The following is a 21,336-nucleotide window of genomic DNA, read 5'->3' as shown; positions in this document are numbered from 1 at the left end:
CAGTGCTTTAGCGCAGCGTGTAACTCTTCGGGAGCTTCAGGCCGCGCTCGGTCATGACGTCACGCAGGCGCGTGGGGTAGTCGGTGATGATTCCGTCGACGCCGAGGTTCATGATGGCGGTGATGTCGGACGTGGTGTTCACGGTCCACGGGATGACCGGCAGCCCGAGCTCGTGTGCCTCGGTCACCATCTGCGCCGTGACCGAGGCGAAGGTCGGCGACACAACGTCGTAGCCCTGGGCGGCAGCGGCCTGGGCCAGGGAGCCGTTGTAGTCATCGATGTCGATCCCGCCGAGGTTGGGGCTGATTCCCGGCTGACCGACGCCCATCCACGCGTCGCCGCTCGAGAGGGCAACGAGAGAGAGCTCGGGGGCGATCTGTTTGGTGAGGTTGAGGGAGGCCCAGTCGAAGCTCTGCACCGTGGTGCGCTCGGCCATTCCGCTCTGCTGGATCTCGGCGACGACCCTGCGAGTAAGCGCTTGCATCTCGGCATCACCGGTCGGACCGGCCACTTCCACCTTGGTCTCAACGTTGAGGCCCACCTTCGCGGCCTTGTACGCGTTCACGAGACCAAAGACATCCGTGAGCAGCGCGATGCGCGTTCCGGGTGTGTTGACCTGCTCGGGAAAGCCCGGCAGCTGCTGGTAACCGCAGTCCATCGTCTCGATCTGAGCATACGTGAGCTCGCGCACGCGGTCGTTCGCGTAGGGAAACTGCGGGTCGTCCGCGAACGCCGGGGCGGTGTCTGCGCACTTGCTCGCGGTCATCACGTCGTCGTGCCACACCACGATGCGGTCGTCACGGGTGAGGTGCGTGTCGAGTTCGAGCGTGCTCACGCCGAGTTCGAGCGAGTGGGCGAGCGCGGTGATCGACTCTTCACCCCACTGACCGCGGCCGCCGCGGTGCGACTGCAGGTCGAAGGAGCCGTTGCTGTCGTCGGCCTGGAGCGGCGTTCCGGTGGGCGTGGTGGGGGCTGCCGTTGCCGGGGCGGCCGAGACGGTCGCGGCTCCCACCGAGAGAGCAGCGACGACCGTGATCGTCAAAATGTTGCGCAGGCGCATTGCGAATTCCTTTGGTTGCCGGGCGGGCCATTTTTCGGTCCGTGTTGCCACGGTAGAAACCGAACGTGACGGATGCCTGTTGTCGGCCTGTCCGCTCGGTGAACGCTTGGGGGCGGTCACCGAGCCGACTCTGCGCTCGCTGCCCTCGCGGCCTCGCTGTGGGACTCGAAGCCGTGACCGACAACGTGAACCGGTCCACGGGCGACCGAGACCCGGCCCACCCGGCCCACCCGGCCAACCCGGGCGACACCAAGAACTGCGGCGACTTCTCCACCTGGGCCGACGCCCAGAACCGGCACGACACCTACTATTCGTCCTCCGGTGACGTCGCCCGCCTCGACGTTTTGTACGTGAATCGAGCTAGCTGCGCAGCACGACGTTCGCGGGGGCGTCACCACGCTGCATCCGCTCTATTTGGTCGCGAATGAGGCGAACCATGCGCGGGCGCATCGCGCTCGTCGCGCCGCCGACATGCGGCGTGACGAGCACGTTGGGCAGCGCAAAGAGCGGATGCCCGTGGGGCAGCGGCTCAGGATCCGTCACGTCGAGCGCGAGCCGCAGACGCCCGCTGCCGGCGTGGGCCAGCAGCGCGTCGGTATCGGCGACCGGGCCGCGCGCGATGTTCACGAGCAGGGCGCCGTCTTTCATGCGCGAGAGGAAGGCATCGTCGACGAGATGGGTGGTGGACTCGCTCAGCGGCACACCGATCACGACGACGTCGGCCCGTGGCAGCAATTCCGGGAGTGCGTCCATGGCGTAGATCTCGCCGCGCGCATCGGTGCGGGCGGTGCGCGCGACCCGAACCACCGTGGTCTCGAAGGCGAGCAGCCGAGCCTCGATCGCGGCTCCGACTCCGCCGTACCCTATGAGCAGCACGGTGCGATCGGCGAGGCTCGGGTGGTGCGCCGGCGCCCAGTCGCCCTGCTGCGCGGCGCGAACGAAGTCGGGGATTCCCCGCTGTGCGGCGAGGATGAGCGCAAGGGTGAGTTCAGCCGTCGATGTCTCGTGCACGGTCGCTGCGTTGGCGAAGACATGACCAGCCGGAAGCAGCTGGTCGATGCCGTCGTAGCCGATGGATTGGCTCTGCACGAGCCGGGTCTCGACGCCGGCGAGGTGCGCCATCCGGTTGGCGGCGCCCATGTACGGCGTCACCACGAGGTCTATCTCGGGAGCGGGAGCGGGGCCCTCCATCGACCACTGTACGAACTCCACACCGTCGATGTGCCCGAGCGCCTCGCGCAGGTCGGACTCGGGCAGGCTGACGCGCAACGCAAGGGGGCTCATCGGTCAAGCCTAGACGCGACACCGGTGCTGTCGCCGCGTGCCCCAGGTCGCGTACTGGTCGACCGGCGGCCGTCACATCGTCCCGCTGCCCGGGAGGGTGCGATTGGCGCAGGTGGCCCCGGCGCCTCGCCCCCTGCGCCTTGCCCCCGGTGCCTAGCCCCTGCGCCCCGCCCCTTACCGCCGCAGGCGTTCCCGCGGCTGCGGCACGGTGGCCGTCGCTCGCCGCAGGGTGCTCAGGCCGACCCCGGCGAACACGATCACGCCTCCGATCAGCTGCGGCGTAGTGAGCTGCGCGCCGAGAATCACTGCGATGATCACGGTGAATACGGTGATGAGGTTGAGAAACAGCCCCGCACGCCCCGGTGGAATGGTCTTCAGGGCCGAGTTCCAGAGCACGTAGGAGCCGATCGATGGGAAGATGGCGATGAAGATCACAGCCCAGCCGATCTGGGCATCCGCTGGCCAACGTGCCCCGCTGAGAACGGCGACCGGTGCGAGTAACACCGCGACGAGGGTACCCTGAACGGCCGTGGCGGTGATCGGTGGCACAGGAAGCCCCCGGCCCACGATGGTGTAGAGGCTCCACACCACGATCGCGCCCACCATGAGCACGTCGCCCGCGTTTGGTAGTCGAGTCAAAACGGATGCGAGGGCGCCATTTGTGATGATCAACACGACTCCGAAGAGGCCGAGTACGAGCCCCGCGATTCCGCGCCAGCCGATACGTTCCCGCAGCAGAAGCGCGGCGAGCACGACCATCACCGCCGGGTTCGCCGCGTTGATGAGTGAGGCGGACTGCGGGGTCGTGTACTGCAGAGCCGTATAGAGCAGCAGGTTGTAGCCGCCCACGCCGAGACCGGCGAGCAGCAGAAGGCGCGGCCAATGGCGCAGTACCTGTCGCCAGTCGGGCCTCTCGACGACCTGGGCGAGGATCAGCAGTGGCGCGCAGGCCAGCAGCCAGCGGAGCCAGGTGAGTTCCACCGGTGACATGGTCTGCACCGCGATACTGCCGACGAGGTAGTTCCCGGCCCACATGAGTGTGGCGAGAACGAGCGCGATTGTTGCCCTCATGTGGAGCCCGCCCCGGTGGTCGCGCGGCCACGGCGAACCGGACCGAGGAGGGCTGGCGTGGAATGGGTCATCGTGTACCTGACGTTCGGTGAACGGTCTCCTTCGACCCTAGACCGCGCGCGACCATCATCCCGGCGCTGTCGACCGGTGCGGGCGAACCGGGAATTTTCACCGAGGTGGCCTGTTGACTAGAGGAGCACGTGTGGCGGCGATCGGGACAGCCCGAATGCTGTCACCCCGCGAAACCAACGGAAAGAAGCTCGCTCATGGACCTCAACACTGTTGATCTCACCAATCGACGCGGAATCATCACCGGTGCCGGACAGGGCATCGGCCGGGCGCTCGCGCTCGAATTCGGTCGACGCGGCGGACACCTGCTCCTGGTTGGCCGTCAGCTCGCCACCCTCACCGAAACCGCGCGGCTCGTTGCCGCCGAGGGCGGAACGACTCAGCTCCTGGTCGAAGACCTGACCGCGCCGGGCGCCGTGGAGCGAATCGCGGAGGCGGTTGCACCCTGGAGTGTCGTTGACCTCCTCATCAACAACGCCGGAAACGTGCGAGCCGGTCGACTCGACGTGACCGCCGACGCGGATGTCCACGCGATGATCGATCTGAATCTCACCGCCCCGATCCTGCTGACCAAGAGCCTCCTTCCCGCCCTTCGACGAAGTGGGCAGGGCCGTGGCAGCATTCTCCTGAACATTTCCAGCGGGATTGCGCTCGTCGGGATGCCGTTCTACTCGATCTACGCGGCAACGAAGTCGGGCATCGCGCAGTTCGGCGAATCGCTGCGCCGCGAGCTGATCGGAACCGGCGTGCATGTTGCCACCGTGTATCCCGGCGCGACGGACACGGCCATGATGACCTCGCAGAACGCCGGTGCCGACCTTGGGTGGGAGCGCCGATCGCTCGCTGACGTCATCACCGACCTGATTGCGGCGCTGGAGGCGGGCGAGCATGAAATCAACACCGCGCCGGAAGGCCGCCGGGCGATGCAGCAGCTGAATATCACCGACCCCCTGGCCGTGGATGCCGCCCTCGCGCCCGGCCTCGAGGCCCTCGAACTCGCGGTCCGCGACCACCGCAGCATCTAGGAGGTTCCTGGTGGGCGCTCAGCCCGCCGGATTCGTGCCGGGCCGCTAACCACCCCAGTGCAATCTGCCGCACCCCGCACCCCGCACCCCGCCCCGAGTCACGTTCCGGGCCCGAGCCCGGACAGAAAAAAAAGAACTCAGCGCGGGACGGTGGCCTCGACGATCGCGATCTCGCGGGTGGCGGTCTCACGGTTGAGTTCGGCGGCAGTCTCCCGGTCCCGGTCCCTGGACGGCTGCAGGTCACGCCCATCGCCGGAGTGCAGCACGCGCACCCGGGGCGCGGTGAACGGATGCAATTGCACCCGTAGTCGGCGATAGCGCACCATCCAGAACAGCACGACGGCTGCGGCCAACAGGCCGGAGATCGCGGCGACGCCGAGCGCCCAGCGCGGGCCACAGGCATCCGCTACCCAGCCGACGAGCGGTGCACCGAGGGGAGTGCCGCCGACGAAGATGGCCATGTAGAGCGCCATCACGCGGCCGCGCATCTCGGGGCGGGTCGTGGTCTGCACGTAGGCGTTCGCGGTCGTCATGAGCGTGAGCGCGGACAATCCGATGAGCACGAGAGAGACGGCGAAACTCGCATAGGTGGGCATGATCGCGGACAGTGCGCAGGCGATTCCGAACAGGGCGGCGCCGAGCACGATGAGCCGCAAGCGGGCCCGACTGCGCCGGGCGGCGAGCAGCGATCCGGCGACGGCGCCAATGGCCATGATTGAGCTGAGCAGGCCGAATTCTGCGGCCCCCCGGCCGAATTCAATCGTGGCCATGGTCGAGGTGAAGATGGCGAAGTTGAGTCCAAATGTGCCGATCAGAAAGACCGCGATCATGACCACGATAATGTCGGAACGCCCGCGCACATAACGGAAGCCGGCCATGAGCTGCCCGCGCTCGCGGGAGATTTTGGGCTGGCGGCGCAGCTGGTGCGTGCGCAGCAGAGTCATCGCGAAGACGGTCGCGGCGAAGGTGACGGTGTTGATCATGAATACCCAGCCGGCACCGGCGGCGACCGTGAGCAGGCCGGCAGCGGCCGGTCCGATCAGGCGAGCACCGTGGAACGACGCCGAGTTGAGTGCGACCGCGTTCGAGAGGTTCTCTTCGGCGACGAGCTCGGAGACGAACGTCTGGCGAGCCGGCGCGTCGATCGCGGCGACGACGCCGAGGCCGAAAGCAAACAGGTACACGTGCCACAGCTCAACGACCCCGGTGACAGAAAGAATGCCGAGGCCGAGGGCCAGCAGCCCCATCAGGGTCTGGGTGAGAATGAGCAGCTTGCGCCGATTGAACCGGTCGGCGATCAGGCCAGACCACGGCATGAGCAGCAACATCGGGCCGAGCTGGAGCGCCATGGTGATGCCGACCGCGGTGGCGTTATAGTCGGTGAGCTGGGTCAGCACGATCCAGTCCTGCGCGGTGCGCTGCATCCAGGTGCCAATATTCGACACCAAAGCTCCGGCGAACCAGATGCGGTAATTAACAACGCTCAGCGAGCGAAACATGGCACTCAACTGTCGGCGAGCTCCTTCATGATCAGGGTTGCGTCGGCGAGAACGCGATGCTGTTCGGGGCTGAGCTGGGCGACGCGTTGCACCAGCCAGGCATCTCGGCGCTTGCGGGTTTCGGTCATCATTTCGCTCGCGGCATCCGTTGTACTGAGCACAATCTTGCGGCCATCGAGCGTGGAATCGGTGCGGGTGACGAGGCCGGCATCGACGAGGCACTTCACGGTGCGGGTCATCGACGGTGGGGTGACCCGCTCGAACTCGCTGAGTTCGGTGAGCGTCAGCGGGCCGTGCACGTAGAGCGCGCCGAGCGCCGAGAACTGGCCGCTCCCCAACTCGTTGTCGGCCTTCTCCTGACGTAGGCGCCGCGCCAGACGGCCATTGGCCAGGCGAAATTCGTGGCTGAGTTCGGCGGTGTTGGGCGCTGCGGCCGGCCGGTGTGCGGTGGCCGGCTGCAGCGCCTTGATGACGCCCAGGGCTGCGGATTTCGGGTGCGTTCGCGATTCCATAGATACTTAGCATAGCAAATTAGCCTCGCTAAGTATATTGTTTTCCTGTCCCCAGCGGCTCCGAACAGGGCAGACTGGCCTCGTGCCCACATATACGGATGCCTCTGGCCTGGTTATCACCTATTACCTCTGGCCGGTCGATGCTGCCCGAGCTGTCGTTCAACTCGCGCACGGCGTCGGTGAGCATGCCCAGCGCTATGCTGCGCTCGCCGCCGACCTCAACCGCGCCGGGTATACGGTCTACGCCGACGACCACCTCGGCCACGGCCAGACCGGACTCGCCCAACACGGCGGCGACCATACCCAGCTCGGTCGGCTCGGCACGGGCGGGCTGCGCGCTGCCGTGGCCGGCGTGCATCAGCTGAGCGGAATCATCCGCACACAGCACCCGGCGCTGCCACTCGTGCTGCTCGGGCACAGCTGGGGATCGTTCATGGTGCAGATGATCGTCAACGAGCATGCCGCGGAATACGACGCCATTGTGCTCTCGGGCACCGCGTACCGCTGGCCCGGTTACCTCGACGGCGGCGACCTCAACCGTAAACACCAGACGCTCGGTACGACCGGGGTCGAGTGGCTCAGCCGGGACCCAGCCGTCGCGCACGGCTTTGTGGCTGACCCGCTGACCACGGCGACGCCGCTCGCGAAGCTGTTCGGCTTTCGCGAGGCCGCCCGCCTGTTCGGTCGGCCAGCCCGTGATTTGCCGGGTACCCTGCCGCTGCTGGTGCTCGTCGGCGGCGACGACACCGTTGGCGGGGAGCGCAGTGCGCTCAAACTGGTGAACGCCTATATCCGGCGCTCCGGGCTGCGGGATGTGCAATTGGTCGTGTATCCGGGAGCGCGGCACGAGGTCTTCAACGAGACCAACCGCGACGAGGTGATCGGCGACCTGGTGGCCTGGCTCGACGCGCGCTTTCCGCGTAAGCCGTAGGCTGGTTTCATGCATGGTGAATATAAGGTTCCGGGCGGCAAACTGGTCGTCGTCGATCTCGATGTCATCGACGATGTCATCACGAACTTTCGTCTGGCCGGGGACTTCTTTCTCGAGCCCGACGATGCCCTCGAAGACATCAATGCCGCCGTGACCGGCCTGCCGGCCGGCAGCTCGGCGGCCACAATCGCCGCTGCCGTGCGCGATGCATTGCCGAGTGGCGCCATTCTGCTGGGCTTTTCACCGGAGGCGGTGGCGGTCGCGATTCGCCGTTCACTCGCTCAGGCGAGCACCTGGCGGGACTATGACTGGCAGATCATCCATTCGCAGATGCCCGACGCGCCCGTGCTGCAGATGGCCCTCGACGAGGTGCTCGCGACCGAGGTCGGCGAAGGACGCCGCGGTCCCACCCTGCGCATCTGGGAGTGGAATGAGCCGGCCGTGGTCATTGGCAGTTTTCAATCGCTCAAGAACGAGGTCGACCCGGAGAACGCCGCGAAATACGGTTTCACCGTGGTGCGGCGCATCAGCGGCGGCGGCGCCATGTTCATGGAGGCCGGCTCGGTCATCACCTATTCGATTTATGCACCGACCGACCTCGTGCAGGGCATGAGCTTCGCCGACTCGTACGCGTTTCTCGACGAGTGGCTCATCATCGCCCTCAAATCACTCGGTATCGATGCGTTCTACCAGCCGCTCAACGACATCACGAGCCCGACCGGCAAGATCGGCGGTGCCGCGCAGAAGCGCCTCGGCAGTGGCGCCGTGCTGCACCACGTCACCATGAGCTACGACATGGACGGCGAAAAGATGGTGCAGGTGCTGCGCATCGGCCGGGAGAAGCTCAGCGACAAGGGCATCACGAGCGCCGCCAAGCGCGTCGACCCGCTGCGCAGGCAAACCGGCCTCAGCCGGGCCGCGATCATCGACCGCATGAAGGAGACCTTCATCGGTCTCTACGATGCCACCGAGGATGACGTCACCACCGAGGAATATGCCAAGGCCACCGAGCTCGTCGCCAATAAGTTCAGCACCGAGGCCTGGCTGGCGCGGGTGCCCTGAAAGCGCCACGAGCGGGTGCTGCCGGCCGGGCCCAGAGCGTCCGCTCGCCGTTACCGTCCGCGCGTCAGCAGGTCTTGGTATTCAGCGTGGGTGTCGATCCAGTGCGCAACGTACGAGCAGGCCGGTACCACGGCGAGGTCGGTGCGCGCACGCACGTCGTCGAGCGCCTGCTCGATGAGAATGCTCGCCACACCGAGTTGACGCTGCGCCGGATCGATCTCTGTGTGAGTGAAATGCACGGCATTCGATGTCGTGACGTAGTCAGCGAGCCCCACGGTCTCGCCGCCGAGCCACACCGTGTAGCGGCTCTGCTCGGGTTCGCGGCGCACCATCAATAGGCCCAGCTCGGCCAGATTCTGCGAGTGAATGGTTGTCGATTCAGCAGTCACCACGACAGACTAAACCGATTGTTGGCGCGGAGGCTGAAAGAATGGACAAATGCCAACCGCGTGGACACCGACCAGCCCGAGCCGCGTCATCCACGCCAACAATCTCGAGGTGCTGCCGAGCCTGCCCGATGGCGCTTTCACCCTGATCTATCTCGACCCGCCGTTCAACACCGGCCGATCGCAGAAACGACAGAGCACCACCTCGGTGCGCTCGGTCAGCACCGACGGCTCGCACGCGGTCGGCACGATCACGGGGTTCAAGGGGCAGCGTTACGAACGCATCAAAGGCGACGTGCTCGGCTATGACGACCAATTCGACGATTATTGGGCCTTTTTGGAGCCGCGCCTGATCGAGGCGTGGCGCCTGCTCGCACATGACGGCACGCTCTACCTGCACCTCGACTACCGCGAAGCGCACTACGCCAAGGTGCTGCTCGACGCCCTGTTCGGCCGTGAGAGTTTTCTCAACGAGCTCATCTGGGCCTACGACTACGGCGCGAAATCCAAGAACAAGTGGCCGACCAAGCACGACACGATTCTGGTCTACGTGAAAAACCCGGCCCGGTACTTCTTCGACTCGACCACGGTCGATCGCGAGCCGTACATGGCGCCCGGCCTGGTCACGCCCGAAAAAGTGGCCAGGGGCAAACTGCCGACGGATGTCTGGTGGCACACGATCGTCTCGCCCACCGGTAAGGAGAAAACCGGCTACCCCACCCAGAAGCCGATTGGAATATTGCGCCGCATCATCCAGGCATCGAGTCGGGAGAATGACTGGGTGCTCGATTTCTTCGCCGGTAGCGGCACGACCGGCGCGGTCGCGGCCGCGCTTGGCCGCCGCTTTGTGCTCATCGACCAGAACCCCGAAGCGCTCGCTGTCATGCGTGCGCGCTTCGAATCGGTTTCCGGTGTCGAATTCCTTGAACTACCCGCTGAACCCGAGAAGAACGGGTGAGACTTCGCATTTTCACCGCGCCCCAGCAGGGTGCCGGCTTCGACGCCTTCTTGCGCAGCGACCATTATCAGGTCGTGGGTGAGGGCGACGGCCTGCCCGGCCCGACGGATGTCTGGTGGCACACGATCGTCTCGCCGCTGGGGTCGTTCCGCAGCTGAACTGAGGCGAGCAGCTCGTTGGTCAGACCCCCGCGTGCACCGCCCGAATGTGCGAGGCATACCAGCGCCCGCTGTCTTTCACCGTGCGCTCGAGCGTGTCATAGTCGACCCGAATGATACCGAACCGTTTTTCGTAGCCGTACGACCACTCAAAGTTGTCGAGCAGCGACCAGACGAAGTACCCCCGCACGTCGGCGCCGGCCGCAATCGCCTCGCCCATCGCGTTGATGTGCGCCGCGATGTAGTCGGTGCGCAGGGCGTCGTGCACAGCGCCGTCGGCGCCCACCGCGTCGTCGTAGGCCGCGCCATTCTCGGTCACATAGAGTGGCGGTAGCCGGTCGTACTCCTGGCCGAGCCGCACCAGCAGCAGGCGCAGCCCGTCGGGGTTGACCTCCCAGTCCATCGCGGTGCGCGGCAGCCCGCGGCTGGGAAAGGTGATGTACTCCGATCCGATCCAGGGTGACCCGACCGGTCGGGTGGCGCCACCGGTGTGTCCGTCGCTCGCCGAGACATCCGCATGCCCACTCACGAGGTCATCGTGATAATGGTTGACGCCCAGAAAATCCAGCGGAGCGCCGATGATTGCCAGGTCGTCAGAATGGATGACCTCGGCCAGGCCGAACGGCTCAAGGTCGCGCAGGATGTCGTCCGGATAGGCGCCGCGCAGCAGCGGGTCGAGAAAGATTCGGTTCGCGAGCGAATCGAGCCTCCGGGCCGCCTCGACGTCGACCGGGTCGGCGGCATCCCGCGGCACGGCATTGGTGAGGTTGAGCGTGATGCCGAGGTGCTCGGCCCCGGCTGACCGCAGCGCGTTCACCGCGAGCCCATGCGCGAGGTGCTGGTGATGCACCGCGGCCACCGCCGCCCGGCCATTCTGCCGGCCCGGCGCGTGCACGCCCGATCCATAACCGAGCAGCGAGGAGCAGAACGGTTCGTTGAACGTAGTCCAGTGCGTGACCCGGTCGCCGAGCGCGGAGTAGACATCCGTCGCGTAGTCAACGAACCGGTACGCTGTGTCGCGGCTGGCCCAGCCCCCCCGCTCTTCGAGGGCCTGCGGCAGGTCCCAGTGATAGAGCGTGAGCCAGGGCAGAATACCGGCGCCGAGCAGTTCGTCGACCAGCCGGGAGTAGAAGTCGAGCCCCACCGGGTTCACGGCGCGATCGCCCGGTCGTACCCGCGACCAGCTGGTCGAGAACCGGTAGGAGTCGAGGCCGAGCGAGGACATGAGCTGCACGTCAGCGGGCCTGCGGTGATAGTGATCCACCGCCCTTTCGAGGTCGTCACCGCCCGCGATGGCACCCGGAACGCGCGCGAACGTGTCCCAGATCGAATCCTCTTTGCCGCCCTCGTGGCCGGCGCCCTCGATCTGCGCGGCGGCCGTCGCCGACCCCCAGATGAATCCGCGCGGCCAGGGGAACGGTGTGGGTTCGATCTGCGACATGACGTCACGGTACCCTGCCGTGCCGCGTTCGACCAGTGACTGGGCCGTATCCTCGTCGACACCTCGCCGCAGGGCTTTCAGGACTCTGATAGTCGTCGCGGCTAAGCTCGAATCATGCTGCAGAACAACGAACCCACGGAGGCCGACCAACGGCGTCTCCGACGCCGGTTTCTGATCGGCGTCATCATCGTTGGAGTACTCGTTGCCCTCGCGGCGATCGCGCTTTACCTGAGCGCCGCAGTCAGTGCCTGACCTCTTCCCCCTCTCCCCATCGAAGTGAGTACATTGTGCAGTTGACCCGGTGGCAGCGACTCGGCCTGACGACGGCCATCGGAGCCGCACTCGCGGTCGGCGCGACCGCGCTCGTCGTTCAGGCCCTCGAGGGTCCCAGGGGCCCGGCGCACACCGCGCAGACAACGGATGCCGCCACCCCCGCCGCAACGGATGACCCGGCTCGCGCCACCCCCACCGACCCGGCCGTTGCCGTTGCAGTCGAACCGACGGCCGAACCGGCCCTCAGCGCCCCCGTAACCGCACAGGTGGACTACGCCTTGGCGCACTGGAAGCTGGAAAACTACAACGCCGCCGCGTGGGGCGTTCTCGGTGAAAACGACTGCGTCAACTTCGCCAGCCAGGCCATGATCGCGCGCGGCTGGACCATGGACGGCGTCTGGTCAAGCCCGAAGAACGGCAACGCCTACGACGCCTCGGCGGCCTGGCGCAGTTCCACCGCATTCATGAACTACATCGCCTCGACCGGCAAGGCGACCGCCCTGACCGATCAGCAGCGCGACCGGGTGAAGGTCGGTGACATCGCGCAGTTCGACTGGGACAACACCGGCGACCGCGATCACACCGGGATCGTCACCAGGGTAGAGCGGGTCGGCGACACCATTTCAATCTCGTTTGCCGGGCACACCCTGGATTCCGATTACCGCTCGGTCGACACGGCGATCACGGTCGACCACCCGGGCGGCCGAGCGTACTACTGGAGCGTTCCGTAACCGCATCGCGTGAACGCTACCGCGTGTGCTGCGCTGAGGGCGGGGCTCGGTTAGGCGATCGCGTCGTCGACGATTGCCTTCGCCTCGGCCTGCACCCGGGCCAGGTGCTCCGGGCCGAGAAAGGACTCGGCGTAGATCTTGTAGACGTCTTCGGTGCCACTGGGCCGGGCCGCGAACCAAGCATTTTCGGTCGTCACCTTGACGCCGCCGATGGCCGCGCCGTTGCCGGGGGCCACACTGAACGCCCCGGTGATCTTCTCCCCGGCCAGCTCAGTGGCCGTGATCATCGAGCCGTCGAGCTTGCTCAGCGCTGCCTTCTGCGCGGGCGTTGCTGCGGCATCCACTCGGGCATAGGACGGAGCGCCGAAGTGCTCGGCCAGTTCCGCGTAGCGCTGGCTGGGAGTCTTGCCGGTCACCGCGAGAATCTCGGAAGCAAGCAGGGCGAGCAGAATGCCGTCCTTATCGGTGGTCCAGACGGTTCCATCGAAACGTACGAAGCTTGCGCCAGCGCTCTCCTCGCCGCCGAAGGCCACGGAACCGTCGATGAGTCCGGGCACGAACCACTTGAAGCCGACCGGCACCTCCCACAGGTCGCGGCCAAGAAAGCCGGTCACCCGGTCGATCATCGTCGACGAGACGAGGGTCTTGCCGACAGCGGCGTCGGGCTTCCAGCCTTCCCGGTGGCTGTACAGGTAGTCAACGGCGACGGCCAGAAAATGGTTCGGGTTCATCAGGCCGCCGTCGGGAGTGACAATGCCGTGCCGGTCCGCGTCGGCGTCGTTCCCGGTGAGAATGTCGTATTCGTCCTTGTGGGCGACAACGGATGCCATCACCGACGCACTCGACGGATCCATGCGGATCTTCTCGTCCCAGTCCAGAGTCATGAATCGCCAGGTGGGGTCGACGGTGGGGTTGACCACGACCAGGTCGATCTCGTAGCGGTCGCGGATGGCACCCCAGTAGCCCACGCTGGCGCCGCCGAGCGGGTCGGCCCCGATGCGGATTCCGCTGGTGCGGATGGCCTGCATGTCGATGATGTTCTCGAGGTCATTTACGTAGTGGCCGCGAAAGTCGTAGGTTTCCACGGCGCTCGGCTCGCTCATCAGCACGCCGACCAGGCCAGTGGCGATGAGTTCATTGGCCCGGTTGGCGATCCACGAGGTGGCGTCGCTGTCGGCCGGGCCGCCGTGCGGCGGGTTGTACTTGAAGCCGCCGTCCATCGGTGGGTTGTGGCTCGGCGTGACGACGATGCCGTCGGCCAGGTCGCCGTGCTCGGCGCGGTTGTAGGCCAAAATCGCGTGCGACAGGGAAGGAGTGGGTACGTAGTCGTCGAACTCGTCGACGAGCACGCGCACGCCGTTGGCGACGAGCACCTCGAGCGCGGTCGTGTAGGCCGGGCCGCTGAGCGCGTGCGGGTCGGTGCCGATGAAGAGCGGGCCGGTGATGCCCTGGCCGGCGCGGTATTCCACGATCGCCTGCGTCGTCGCACTGATGTGATCCTCATTGAACGCGGTGTTCAGCGAACTGCCGCGATGCCCGGAGGTGCCAAAGACGACCCGCTGGGCCGGCACCGCCACATCCGGTTTCAGGTCGTAATAGGCCTTGATCAGCTCATCAACATCGATCAAATCAGTTTCCAGGGCTCGGGTTCCCGCTCGTTCGCTCATGAGCACAGTCTGGCACCCCCAGTAGGCTGAGAGCCATGCCCGACTCGCCGAATGCGCCCACAAGCCAGACCTACAGTTATCTCGGTCCGGCCGGTACGTTTACCGAAGCGGCACTCGCCCAGGTGCCCGAGGCGCGCGGGCAGATCTGGCGCCCGGTCAACAATGTCGGCGAGGCCTTCGCCGACATCGCATCGGGCCGCAGCCAGGCGGCGATGATCGCCATTGAGAACTCGGTCGACGGCGGCGTCACCGCCACCCAGGACGCGCTGGCGAGCGTGCCAAACCTGCGCATCGTCGGCGAATATCTCGTACCGGTGAATTTCGTGCTCGTCGCGCGCCCCGGCACCACCCTCGCCGACGTGCGTGTCGTCAACGCGCATCCGGTTGCCTACGGGCAATGCCGCAACTGGCTCGAACGCACACTGCCGAGCCACGGTCACATTCCCGCTTCGAGCAACGTCGCCGCCGCGTCTGCCCTCCTCGGCAACAATCAAGCGGATGCCGCGATCGCCCCGCCCGGCATAGACAAGCACCACGACCTCGTCGTTCTCGCGTCAGAAATCGGTGACAACCCGAACGCGGTGACCCGGTTCGTGCTCGTCGCCCGCACGTCGGAAGTCGCCGCGCCGACCGGTGCGGACAAGACCAGCGTCATCATTGAGCTGCCGAGCGACCGTTCGGGTGCCCTGCTGGAGATGCTCGAGCAGTTCGCCACCCGTGGCGTGAACCTCAGCCTCATTCAATCGCGGCCGATCGGCGATTCCCTCGGCCGCTACCGTTTCGTCGTTGACGCTGACGGACATATTCTCGACGAGCGCGTCGCTGACGCGCTACTCGGCCTTCGTCGCTTCAGCCCCAAGGTGATCTTTCTCGGGTCGTATCCGCGAGCCGACAAGCGCCGGATCGAATTCACCTCCCGCTACGACGACGGCATCTTCATCGAGGCCAGGGACTGGTTGCGTGGCCTGATCGCCGGGGAGCCCACCGACTGAAGCGCACCGAGTCGCGCGCCGGGCTCAGGCGCCGGAGTCAGCGGGCACGCGCACGATGAGCGCGTCGGCATCGGCGTGCAGTCGCACTTTGTGCACCAGGCCGAACTCGTCGCCGTCGAGCTCAAATTCTTGCGCGTGTTCGAGCACGATGCGAATATCGGGCCCACGCAGGGTTGTCATGACGCGCTCATTCGATGATTCGGTTGCCTGAATCATGCGTCGGCCCACCGCTGAGCGCCTCAGCACCCCGTTCTCCCAGGTCACCCGGCGCCAGATGGTCAGCCAACCGAGTACGCCCTTGGGCTGCAGCACGGCAATGTCGAGAATGCCGTCGTCGAGGCGCGCCTCGGGTAGAAACTGCAGGTTGCCCGGCAGTAGTCCGCAGTTGGCGATGAGAATGGCGCTCACCTGCGCTGGCCGGTCGGTTCGCCCCCCCACGCTGTAGCGGATACGAAATGGCTGCGCTTTGGGCAGCGCTCGTGCCACCCCGTCGACGTAGGCGAGCCACCCCACCTGCTTCTTGAGGTCGTCGCGGGTGTGGGCGATCATCTGAGCGTCGAGGCCGAGCCCGGCCATGACCAGAAAGACGTGTTCCTCCACGGCGCCGGCTTGGGTGGTCATGCTCGCCACGCCGAGGTCGATGGGCTTATCGACGCCGTTGAACGCGATCGTGGTCGCGGCATCGATGCTGCCAAGCGGCAACAGCAGGTTGCGGGCGAGCAGGTTGCCGGTGCCCGACGGCACGATAGCCATGGGCACGCCAGACTCACGCAGTGCCTCGGCCACGGCCCGCACCGTGCCGTCGCCGCCGGCCGAGAGCACCATGGCGGCGTTGGCATCGAGGGCCCGTCGTGTCGCCGCCTGACCGACATCGTCGACACTCGTTTCAAACCATTGTGTTTCAGCCCAGCCGGCGGCTCGTTCGGCCGTGGCCACGCTGGCCCGCAGCTTGTCGAGGTCAACTTTCACGGGGTTGTAGACGACGGCGGCGTGCTGATTGAGTTTTCCGGAGGCGCTCACGAGGCCTAGGCTACTGGGTTGCACTCGCGATTGCCCAACAGCGCACGCTTGTAGACTGGCCGAGTGATTGATCCGGTGCTGTTACGCGAAAACCCTGACCTCTTCAAGCGTTCGCAGGAGTCTCGTGGCGACTCCGTTGAGGCGGTGGATGCCGCGCTCGCCGCCGACGCCGAACGACGTTCGACGATCACCGCGTTTGAAGACCTGCGCGCCGCGCAGAACCTGTTCGGCAAGCGCGTGGCGGCTGCGCCCGGAGCTGAAAAGAAGGCGCTCGTCGCCGAAGCGCAGAGCCTTGCCGCCGAGGTGAAGGCCGCCGGAGTCATTGCCAGTGATGCTGACGCCCGCTTTACCGCGATCGTCAAAACCATCGCAAACCCGATCATTGACGGTGTTCCCGCGGGCGACGAGGCCAACTTCGCGACCCTGCGCACTCACGGAGCGGCACCAGTTTTTGATTTCGAGCCGCGCGACCACCTTGAGCTCGGCGAACTGCTCGGCGCCATCGACATGGCCCGCGGTGCCAAGGTCTCCGGAACCCGGTTCTACTTTCTGAAGGGAATCGGTGCCCGCCTCGAGATCGCCCTCATGAACATGGCGCTCGACCGGGCCCTCGAAGCCGGCTTCGTGCCGCTCATCACCCCCACCCTGGTGCGCCCCGAGATCATGGATGGCACCGGCTTTCTCGGCGAACACAACGACGAGGTCTACTACCTGCCCGCTGATGACCTCTACCTCACCGGCACGAGCGAGGTCGCGCTCGCCGGATATCACAAGGACGAAATCCTCGACCTGTCCGAGGAACCCCTGCGTTACGCCGGCTGGTCCACCTGCTACCGCCGCGAAGCCGGCTCGGGCGGAAAAGACACCCGCGGCATCATCCGCGTGCACCAGTTCAACAAGCTCGAGATGTTCACCTATGTGCTGCCCGACAACGCTGAAGCCGAGCACGAGCGCCTCGTCGCCCTGCAGGAGGTCATGCTGCAATCCCTCGGCCTGAGCTACCGAGTGATCGACGTCGCCGCGGGCGACCTCGGCTCGAGCGCCGCCCGCAAGTTCGACATTGAGGCCTGGGTCCCCACCCAGAACGCCTACCGCGAGCTCACCAGCACGAGCAACTGCACCACCTATCAGGCGCGCCGGCTGGACATCCGCTATCGCACCGATTCGGGCAAGACCGCGCCGGTTGCCACGCTCAACGGCACGCTCGCGACCACCCGCTGGCTGGTCGCGATGCTCGAAACGCACCAGCAAGCCGATGGTTCGGTGCGCGTTCCAGACGCGCTACGGCCCTACCTCGGCGGCCTCGATGTGTTGATGCCCCTCCCGGTGCGGGGAGCGAAGTGACCAGCGTTGTGACCACCGAACCATGGCTCGTCGCCCTCGACATCGATGGCACCACCATGCACGAAGACGGGTCGATCAGCCAGGCCGTGATCGACGAGGTTAGCCGGCTCGCCGCTGCCGGCCACGAGGTCATGCTCGCCACCGGGCGCTCCGCCGCCGCTGCCCTGCCGGTGCTTGACCGACTCGGCATCTCTCCGCGCTACGTGGTCTGCTCCAACGGTGCCATCACCATGCACCGCGACGCCTCCGCGCCCATGGGCTACCGCCGCGAATGGGTCGAAACCTTCGACCCGAGCGACGTGCTCACCTCGATTCGAGCGCACCTCGGCTCGGCCCGGTTTGCGGTCGAAGACGAGCACGGCTTCTACCGCTACACCGAGCCGATTCCGGATGCGACGATCGGCATGGACAGCGAACGGGTCGATTTCGACGAGCTTCTGAAGCACCAGGCGACCCGCGTGATCGTCATCTCGCCCGATCACGACATGGAGGATTTTCTCCAGGTCGTTGAACGCATGGGTTTGAACCGGGTGAGCTACGCGATCGGGTGGACGGCCTGGCTCGACATCGCCCCCGACGGTGTGAACAAGTCAACGGCGATGGAGCGGGTGCGGGTGTCGGTCGGTATTCCCCGCGAACGGGTAATGGCCGTTGGTGACGGTCGAAACGACATCGACATGCTGCACTGGGCCGCCGAATTCGGTCGCGGTGTGGTCATGGGAGAGTCGCCCGATGATGTTCTGGCCGCCGGTTCGGAGGTCACCGGCAACGTGTCCATCGACGGCCTCGCCATGGTGTTACGCACGCTCTAACGGGTATCCAGCCGTTTGTCAGCCTGCTCTGTCAGCCTGAGCAATCTGCCATCGGCTAGAATCGGCCCAGTTCGCCCAATATTTCTGCGCTGTACTGTGCGCGGGGAATGGGCAACCGGGAGGGCTGTCCGAGCGGCCGATGGAGCCAGTCTTGAAAACTGGTGGGCAGAAATGTCTCGTGGGTTCGAATCCCACGCCCTCCGCAGCACGAGCGCAATGCAGCTTCACCGCACTGAATACGACCGGCGCACAACGATTGTCGCCTCAGGCACACCACGCCAACAAGTCGATGAGAGGACATGAGTGAGCGACCAACTTCGCCCCCGCAAGTCAGGTTCAACGAACCTCAAAACCGTTGCTCGTCACGGTCGGCTGAAGAAGTCGAACGCGGCCGTCGCCGTGGCAAAGTTCATCGCGGCCAGCGTGGCCGTCGTTCTGGTCAGTGGATTCTCCGTGGCCGCCATCGCCACCTATGACGTCGCCACGAGCGTGCAGCCCAGCGTGCACCTCGCCAATGAGTCAAACGGCCCCGTTCCCTCGATCGGCGCCATCAACGGCGGCGTGAACATGCTCATCGTCGGCAGCGACAGTCGGGTCGGCCAGGATGCGGCCTTTGGTCCAGTGGATTCCACCGGCGACCTCAACGACGTGACGATGCTGCTGCATATCTCCGAAGACCATAGCAACGCCTCCGTCATCAGCTTTCCGCGTGACATGTTCGTGGCGATTCCGTCCTGCCCGAAAGAGGGAGGCGGCACCTACAGTGCCATGAGCAGCCAGAAGATCAACACGACGCTCAGCTATGGCGGGCTCGCCTGCACGGTGGCGACGGTCGAAAAGCTGACCGGTCTGTCGATTCCGTTCGCGGCCGAGGTGCAGTTCAGTGGCGTCATGGCCATGTCGACGGCTGTCGGCGGCGTGCCGGTCTGTGTGGCCAGCAAGATTGAAGACGAGTACACCGGTATGTTCCTCGATGTCGGGGAGCACACGCTGTCGGGGTATGACGCTCTGCAGTTTCTGCGGACCCGACACGGGCTTGGCGACGGCAGTGACCTGACTCGCATCAATAACCAGCAGCTGTTCATGTCGTCGCTCGTGCGCACGATCAAGAGCGCGGATACCCTGTCTGACCCGACCAAGGTGTACTCGCTGGCCAAGGCCGTGACGGCGAACATGCGCCTTTCCGACAGTCTCAACAACGTATCGACGATCGCCTCGATCGCCATTGCGCTCAAGGACATCGACCTGAATCAGGTTGTCTTCGCCCAGGTGCCCACGGGCAATGTTGCCGGCGGCGTCGCGGCCACCCAGCCGGCCTTCGATAACCTGTTCCAGGCGGTTGCCGCCGATGATCCGCTCACGCTGAGCGGTACGACTGGGCGGGGCACGACCGCTGATCCCAATGCACCCGTTGCCGCTGATCCAGCGCCGGCCGTTCCGGTTGACCCGACCGCGACGCCGGAACCGACCGCGACGCCGGAACCAACCGGGACGCCGGAACCAACCGCCACTGATTCGGCTGGCGTCTTGTCGGAGAAGGTGACCGGGCAAACCGCGGGCGACTACACCTGCACCCAGGGCCGCACGCTCAAAAACCAATAGTGCGCGGTGCGGCATCCGTCGTCGTGGTGTAAACGACGGATGCCATGCGGCTAGGATGGACCAGTGTGTTTGCGTCAAGCAACACCAAGGAGACGTCGCATAGTTCGGCTTAGTGCACCACCCTGCTAAGGTGGAGTACCCTTTACGGGGTACCGTGGGTTCAAATCCCACCGTCTCCGCACTGAGGAATTCACGTAATTCCGGCGATTTGGTCACGAAATTCTTGCGGTAACCAAAAACCGGCGATCCCATCGTCGGGTTTTCGCTTTAATGCGCTGTTTCTGAAGGTGTTCGCCCCGAAATACGTCGTGTTCGGAGCGTGATCGTTGCTTAAACAGCGATACGCCCTGTTTGGAAGGCTCGGTTAGACCCGTCCATGCCGGTCCGCTCCGCGAGACGATCGCAAGTGTCAGGAAAAGCTATGGTCTCCTCGACGTCATGCAGCGCTCAGACAACGAAGAGCGTCAGTGGATCCTTCACGCCGAAACCGTTCCGGAGCTTCGCCACGCCTCGAAACGGCTACTCGATCCGCAGTCTCAGGTGAAGAGGCTCACGCCACCTGGACCAACCAACAGTCCCACGACGATGAGCACAATACCCCAGAGAATCTGTCGTCGAAATAGCGCGAAAATGCCTGCAATAACAAGGATTACTGCAATGATCCAGAGAATTGTTGCCATGGTGCTGCTCCATTTCATTCAGCGCCGACGGGCCGTACGCCCACAGCGGTTTTTGATCTGTTAAAGCGAACGTACCCCCTGCTCGGTCTCTGACCACTGTGTTTTATCCAGAATGTCGTGGAGGTGAGACTCTGTCATCAGCTGTTAGCGGCCATGCGAAACGACCAAGAGAACCCAAGCACCAGACAGGTGGGGGTTAGGGCACGCGAGGTGCCCCCATTAGTTAATTTCTCTACGAGAGATTAACCATTAGCAATCCTCTTGAACGGATTTCGGCCGGCGAAATCGAGCAGCTGCACCACGAGCTCAGCGCCGAGCTCGCTGGCAGGAAGCCCGGCGTCATCAGCATGAACGATTGCCTGAAAGAGGTTGGTGATCGCTGTGGCGGTCGGCTGTAAGGAGCCGTCCGGCAATGCACATCGAGCGGCCACGGAACGCCGCCATTTGTCAAACTCCACATCGAGAAGCTTCTTCCGGGTTTGTTTCCTCCGTCCCCCAAAGAACGCGAGGAAGTCGGAAAGCCTGAGGGGCAGGTCGTCGAGGTCGTTGTCCTCGAGGTACTTCGCTCTTCTCGCCTCCGAGATAAGCGCGCTTCGATGAAATGGCCTCATTTTCGGTTGGCGTCAACAGAAGCCAAGTTGTTCGCTGTGCCAAGCTCCTCGAGGCGTTGGGGTCTGGTCAGCTGTCGGTATGTCAGATTCCTCGGCGCAACCCACCATTCGCTACACGGAGGGCCGGCACCGCTAGGACGGCGACCGA

21 protein-coding genes, 2 tRNA genes and 1 pseudogene are annotated in these 21,336 nt (G+C 65.2%); 13 read left to right on the top strand and 11 right to left on the bottom strand.

From position 1 onward, the window contains the following. Positions 1-7: 7 nt before the first annotated feature. The 3 genes from IWX77_RS01945 to IWX77_RS01935 all read right to left on the bottom strand — a co-directional run bounded on the left by IWX77_RS01945 (position 8) and on the right by IWX77_RS01935 (position 3,415). Positions 8-1,060: a glycerophosphodiester phosphodiesterase family protein gene (locus tag IWX77_RS01945; protein WP_196842834.1), complete on the bottom strand. Its 1,053-nt coding sequence runs from the start codon at positions 1,058-1,060 to the stop codon at positions 8-10. Positions 1,061-1,420: 360 nt separating this feature from the next. Further along, positions 1,421-2,344, bottom strand: coding sequence for a 2-hydroxyacid dehydrogenase (locus IWX77_RS01940; protein WP_196842833.1), 924 nt, complete (start codon positions 2,342-2,344; stop codon positions 1,421-1,423). A gap of 174 nt (positions 2,345-2,518) precedes the next feature. Next, positions 2,519-3,415: a DMT family transporter gene (locus IWX77_RS01935; RefSeq protein ID WP_196842832.1), complete on the bottom strand. Its 897-nt coding sequence runs from the start codon at positions 3,413-3,415 to the stop codon at positions 2,519-2,521. Between the two features lie 266 nt (positions 3,416-3,681). Here IWX77_RS01935 and IWX77_RS01930 point away from each other — a divergent pair, with 266 nt between their 5' ends. Continuing rightward, positions 3,682-4,509, top strand: coding sequence for an SDR family NAD(P)-dependent oxidoreductase (locus tag IWX77_RS01930; protein ID WP_196842831.1), 828 nt, complete (start codon positions 3,682-3,684; stop codon positions 4,507-4,509). 137 nt (positions 4,510-4,646) lie between these two features. Here IWX77_RS01930 and IWX77_RS01925 read toward each other — a convergent pair whose 3' ends face one another. Both IWX77_RS01925 and IWX77_RS01920 read right to left on the bottom strand, forming a co-directional pair. After that, a complete protein-coding gene (locus IWX77_RS01925) occupies positions 4,647-6,017 on the bottom strand; it encodes an MFS transporter (RefSeq protein ID WP_442784443.1) in 1,371 nt (456 codons plus the stop codon). Next, positions 6,014-6,520, bottom strand: coding sequence for a MarR family winged helix-turn-helix transcriptional regulator (locus IWX77_RS01920; RefSeq protein WP_196842829.1), 507 nt, complete (start codon positions 6,518-6,520; stop codon positions 6,014-6,016). Before IWX77_RS01920 ends, IWX77_RS01925 begins: the two co-directional genes overlap by 4 nt. Positions 6,521-6,602: 82 nt before the next feature. On the opposite strand from IWX77_RS01920, the gene IWX77_RS01915 reads away from it, so the two are divergent. Further along, entirely contained in the window at positions 6,603-7,451 is an 849-nt protein-coding gene (locus tag IWX77_RS01915; RefSeq protein WP_196842828.1) for an alpha/beta fold hydrolase, read from the top strand. Positions 7,452-7,460: 9 nt separating this feature from the next. Then, positions 7,461-8,513 carry a lipoate--protein ligase family protein gene (locus tag IWX77_RS01910; protein ID WP_196842827.1) on the top strand — a complete coding sequence of 351 codons (1,053 nt, stop codon included), beginning with the start codon at positions 7,461-7,463 and terminating at the stop codon, positions 8,511-8,513. 50 nt (positions 8,514-8,563) lie between these two features. Here IWX77_RS01910 and IWX77_RS01905 read toward each other — a convergent pair whose 3' ends face one another. Then, positions 8,564-8,902 carry a GNAT family N-acetyltransferase gene (locus IWX77_RS01905; protein WP_297412924.1) on the bottom strand — a complete coding sequence of 113 codons (339 nt, stop codon included), beginning with the start codon at positions 8,900-8,902 and terminating at the stop codon, positions 8,564-8,566. 49 nt (positions 8,903-8,951) lie between these two features. Between IWX77_RS01905 and IWX77_RS01900 the strand changes: the two genes are divergently transcribed. Continuing rightward, entirely contained in the window at positions 8,952-9,857 is a 906-nt protein-coding gene (locus IWX77_RS01900) for a DNA-methyltransferase (RefSeq protein WP_196842826.1), read from the top strand. Next, positions 9,854-9,973 (top strand): annotated as a pseudogene (locus tag IWX77_RS01895) (LLM class F420-dependent oxidoreductase); the annotation flags it as partial. The gene IWX77_RS01900 and the pseudogene IWX77_RS01895, both read left to right, overlap by 4 nt. Positions 9,974-10,037: 64 nt before the next feature. Here the strand turns inward: IWX77_RS01895 and IWX77_RS01890 are convergent. Continuing rightward, positions 10,038-11,456 carry a GH1 family beta-glucosidase gene (locus tag IWX77_RS01890; protein ID WP_196842825.1) on the bottom strand — a complete coding sequence of 473 codons (1,419 nt, stop codon included), beginning with the start codon at positions 11,454-11,456 and terminating at the stop codon, positions 10,038-10,040. A 114-nt stretch (positions 11,457-11,570) separates the two neighbouring features. Here IWX77_RS01890 and IWX77_RS01885 point away from each other — a divergent pair, with 114 nt between their 5' ends. Together IWX77_RS01885 and IWX77_RS01880 are read left to right on the top strand one after the other, a co-directional pair. Then, positions 11,571-11,708: a hypothetical protein gene (locus IWX77_RS01885; RefSeq protein WP_196842824.1), complete on the top strand. Its 138-nt coding sequence runs from the start codon at positions 11,571-11,573 to the stop codon at positions 11,706-11,708. Positions 11,709-11,749: 41 nt separating this feature from the next. Beyond that, positions 11,750-12,460 (top strand): amidase domain-containing protein, encoded by a 711-nt coding sequence (locus IWX77_RS01880; protein WP_196842823.1) that lies wholly within the window; start codon positions 11,750-11,752, stop codon positions 12,458-12,460. Positions 12,461-12,510: 50 nt separating this feature from the next. On the opposite strand, the gene pgm is transcribed toward IWX77_RS01880, so the two are convergent. Then, entirely contained in the window at positions 12,511-14,127 is a 1,617-nt protein-coding gene (pgm, locus tag IWX77_RS01875) for a phosphoglucomutase (alpha-D-glucose-1,6-bisphosphate-dependent) (protein WP_196842822.1), read from the bottom strand. Between the two features lie 35 nt (positions 14,128-14,162). On the opposite strand from pgm, the gene pheA reads away from it, so the two are divergent. Beyond that, the gene (gene pheA, locus IWX77_RS01870) at positions 14,163-15,119 is read left to right on the top strand and encodes a prephenate dehydratase (protein WP_196842821.1); all 957 of its coding nucleotides are present in this window, start codon (positions 14,163-14,165) and stop codon (positions 15,117-15,119) included. 24 nt (positions 15,120-15,143) lie between these two features. Here pheA and IWX77_RS01865 read toward each other — a convergent pair whose 3' ends face one another. Beyond that, positions 15,144-16,139: a diacylglycerol/lipid kinase family protein gene (locus IWX77_RS01865; protein WP_196842820.1), complete on the bottom strand. Its 996-nt coding sequence runs from the start codon at positions 16,137-16,139 to the stop codon at positions 15,144-15,146. A gap of 63 nt (positions 16,140-16,202) precedes the next feature. Between IWX77_RS01865 and serS the strand changes: the two genes are divergently transcribed. From serS to IWX77_RS01840, 5 genes are all read left to right on the top strand, one after another. Beyond that, a complete protein-coding gene (gene serS / locus IWX77_RS01860; RefSeq protein ID WP_196842819.1) occupies positions 16,203-17,483 on the top strand; it encodes a serine--tRNA ligase in 1,281 nt (426 codons plus the stop codon). Then, positions 17,480-18,295, top strand: coding sequence for an HAD family hydrolase (locus IWX77_RS01855; RefSeq protein WP_196842818.1), 816 nt, complete (start codon positions 17,480-17,482; stop codon positions 18,293-18,295). The genes serS and IWX77_RS01855 overlap by 4 nt, the downstream gene beginning before the upstream one ends. A 118-nt stretch (positions 18,296-18,413) precedes the next feature. Then, positions 18,414-18,498, top strand: a tRNA-Ser gene (locus IWX77_RS01850). A gap of 100 nt (positions 18,499-18,598) precedes the next feature. Then, positions 18,599-19,897 (top strand): LCP family protein, encoded by a 1,299-nt coding sequence (locus tag IWX77_RS01845; RefSeq protein WP_196842817.1) that lies wholly within the window; start codon positions 18,599-18,601, stop codon positions 19,895-19,897. A gap of 88 nt (positions 19,898-19,985) precedes the next feature. Beyond that, positions 19,986-20,076 (top strand) — tRNA-Ser (locus tag IWX77_RS01840). A 357-nt stretch (positions 20,077-20,433) separates the two neighbouring features. Here the strand turns inward: IWX77_RS01840 and IWX77_RS01835 are convergent. Together IWX77_RS01835 and IWX77_RS01830 are read right to left on the bottom strand one after the other, a co-directional pair. Next, entirely contained in the window at positions 20,434-20,577 is a 144-nt protein-coding gene (locus tag IWX77_RS01835; protein ID WP_166786221.1) for a GPGG-motif small membrane protein, read from the bottom strand. 242 nt (positions 20,578-20,819) lie between these two features. Beyond that, on the bottom strand, positions 20,820-21,188 hold the full coding sequence (locus IWX77_RS01830; protein ID WP_196842816.1) for a hypothetical protein: 369 nt from the start codon (positions 21,186-21,188) through the stop codon (positions 20,820-20,822). Positions 21,189-21,336 lie beyond the last annotated feature (148 nt).

It is taken from the genome of Cryobacterium sp. CAN_C2 (assembly GCF_015751745.1).
Classification (GTDB): domain Bacteria; phylum Actinomycetota; class Actinomycetes; order Actinomycetales; family Microbacteriaceae; genus Cryobacterium.
The sequence above is the reverse complement of the archived record's forward strand: the minus strand, read 5'-3'. Positions and strand labels throughout refer to the sequence as shown.

Coding starts and splice junctions, on each gene's coding strand:
- IWX77_RS01910 (WP_196842827.1), top strand. CDS start 7,461: ATGCATGGTGAATATAAGGTTCCGGGCGGCAAACTGGTCGTCGTCGAT.
- IWX77_RS01940 (WP_196842833.1), bottom strand. CDS start 2,344: ATGAGCCCCCTTGCGTTGCGCGTCAGCCTGCCCGAGTCCGACCTGCGC.
- IWX77_RS01890 (WP_196842825.1), bottom strand. CDS start 11,456: ATGTCGCAGATCGAACCCACACCGTTCCCCTGGCCGCGCGGATTCATC.
- IWX77_RS01920 (WP_196842829.1), bottom strand. CDS start 6,520: ATGGAATCGCGAACGCACCCGAAATCCGCAGCCCTGGGCGTCATCAAG.
- pgm (WP_196842822.1), bottom strand. CDS start 14,127: ATGAGCGAACGAGCGGGAACCCGAGCCCTGGAAACTGATTTGATCGAT.
- IWX77_RS01945 (WP_196842834.1), bottom strand. CDS start 1,060: ATGCGCCTGCGCAACATTTTGACGATCACGGTCGTCGCTGCTCTCTCG.
- IWX77_RS01930 (WP_196842831.1), top strand. CDS start 3,682: ATGGACCTCAACACTGTTGATCTCACCAATCGACGCGGAATCATCACC.
- IWX77_RS01900 (WP_196842826.1), top strand. CDS start 8,952: ATGCCAACCGCGTGGACACCGACCAGCCCGAGCCGCGTCATCCACGCC.
- IWX77_RS01830 (WP_196842816.1), bottom strand. CDS start 21,188: ATGAGGCCATTTCATCGAAGCGCGCTTATCTCGGAGGCGAGAAGAGCG.
- IWX77_RS01835 (WP_166786221.1), bottom strand. CDS start 20,577: ATGGCAACAATTCTCTGGATCATTGCAGTAATCCTTGTTATTGCAGGC.
- IWX77_RS01935 (WP_196842832.1), bottom strand. CDS start 3,415: ATGAGGGCAACAATCGCGCTCGTTCTCGCCACACTCATGTGGGCCGGG.
- pheA (WP_196842821.1), top strand. CDS start 14,163: ATGCCCGACTCGCCGAATGCGCCCACAAGCCAGACCTACAGTTATCTC.
- IWX77_RS01885 (WP_196842824.1), top strand. CDS start 11,571: ATGCTGCAGAACAACGAACCCACGGAGGCCGACCAACGGCGTCTCCGA.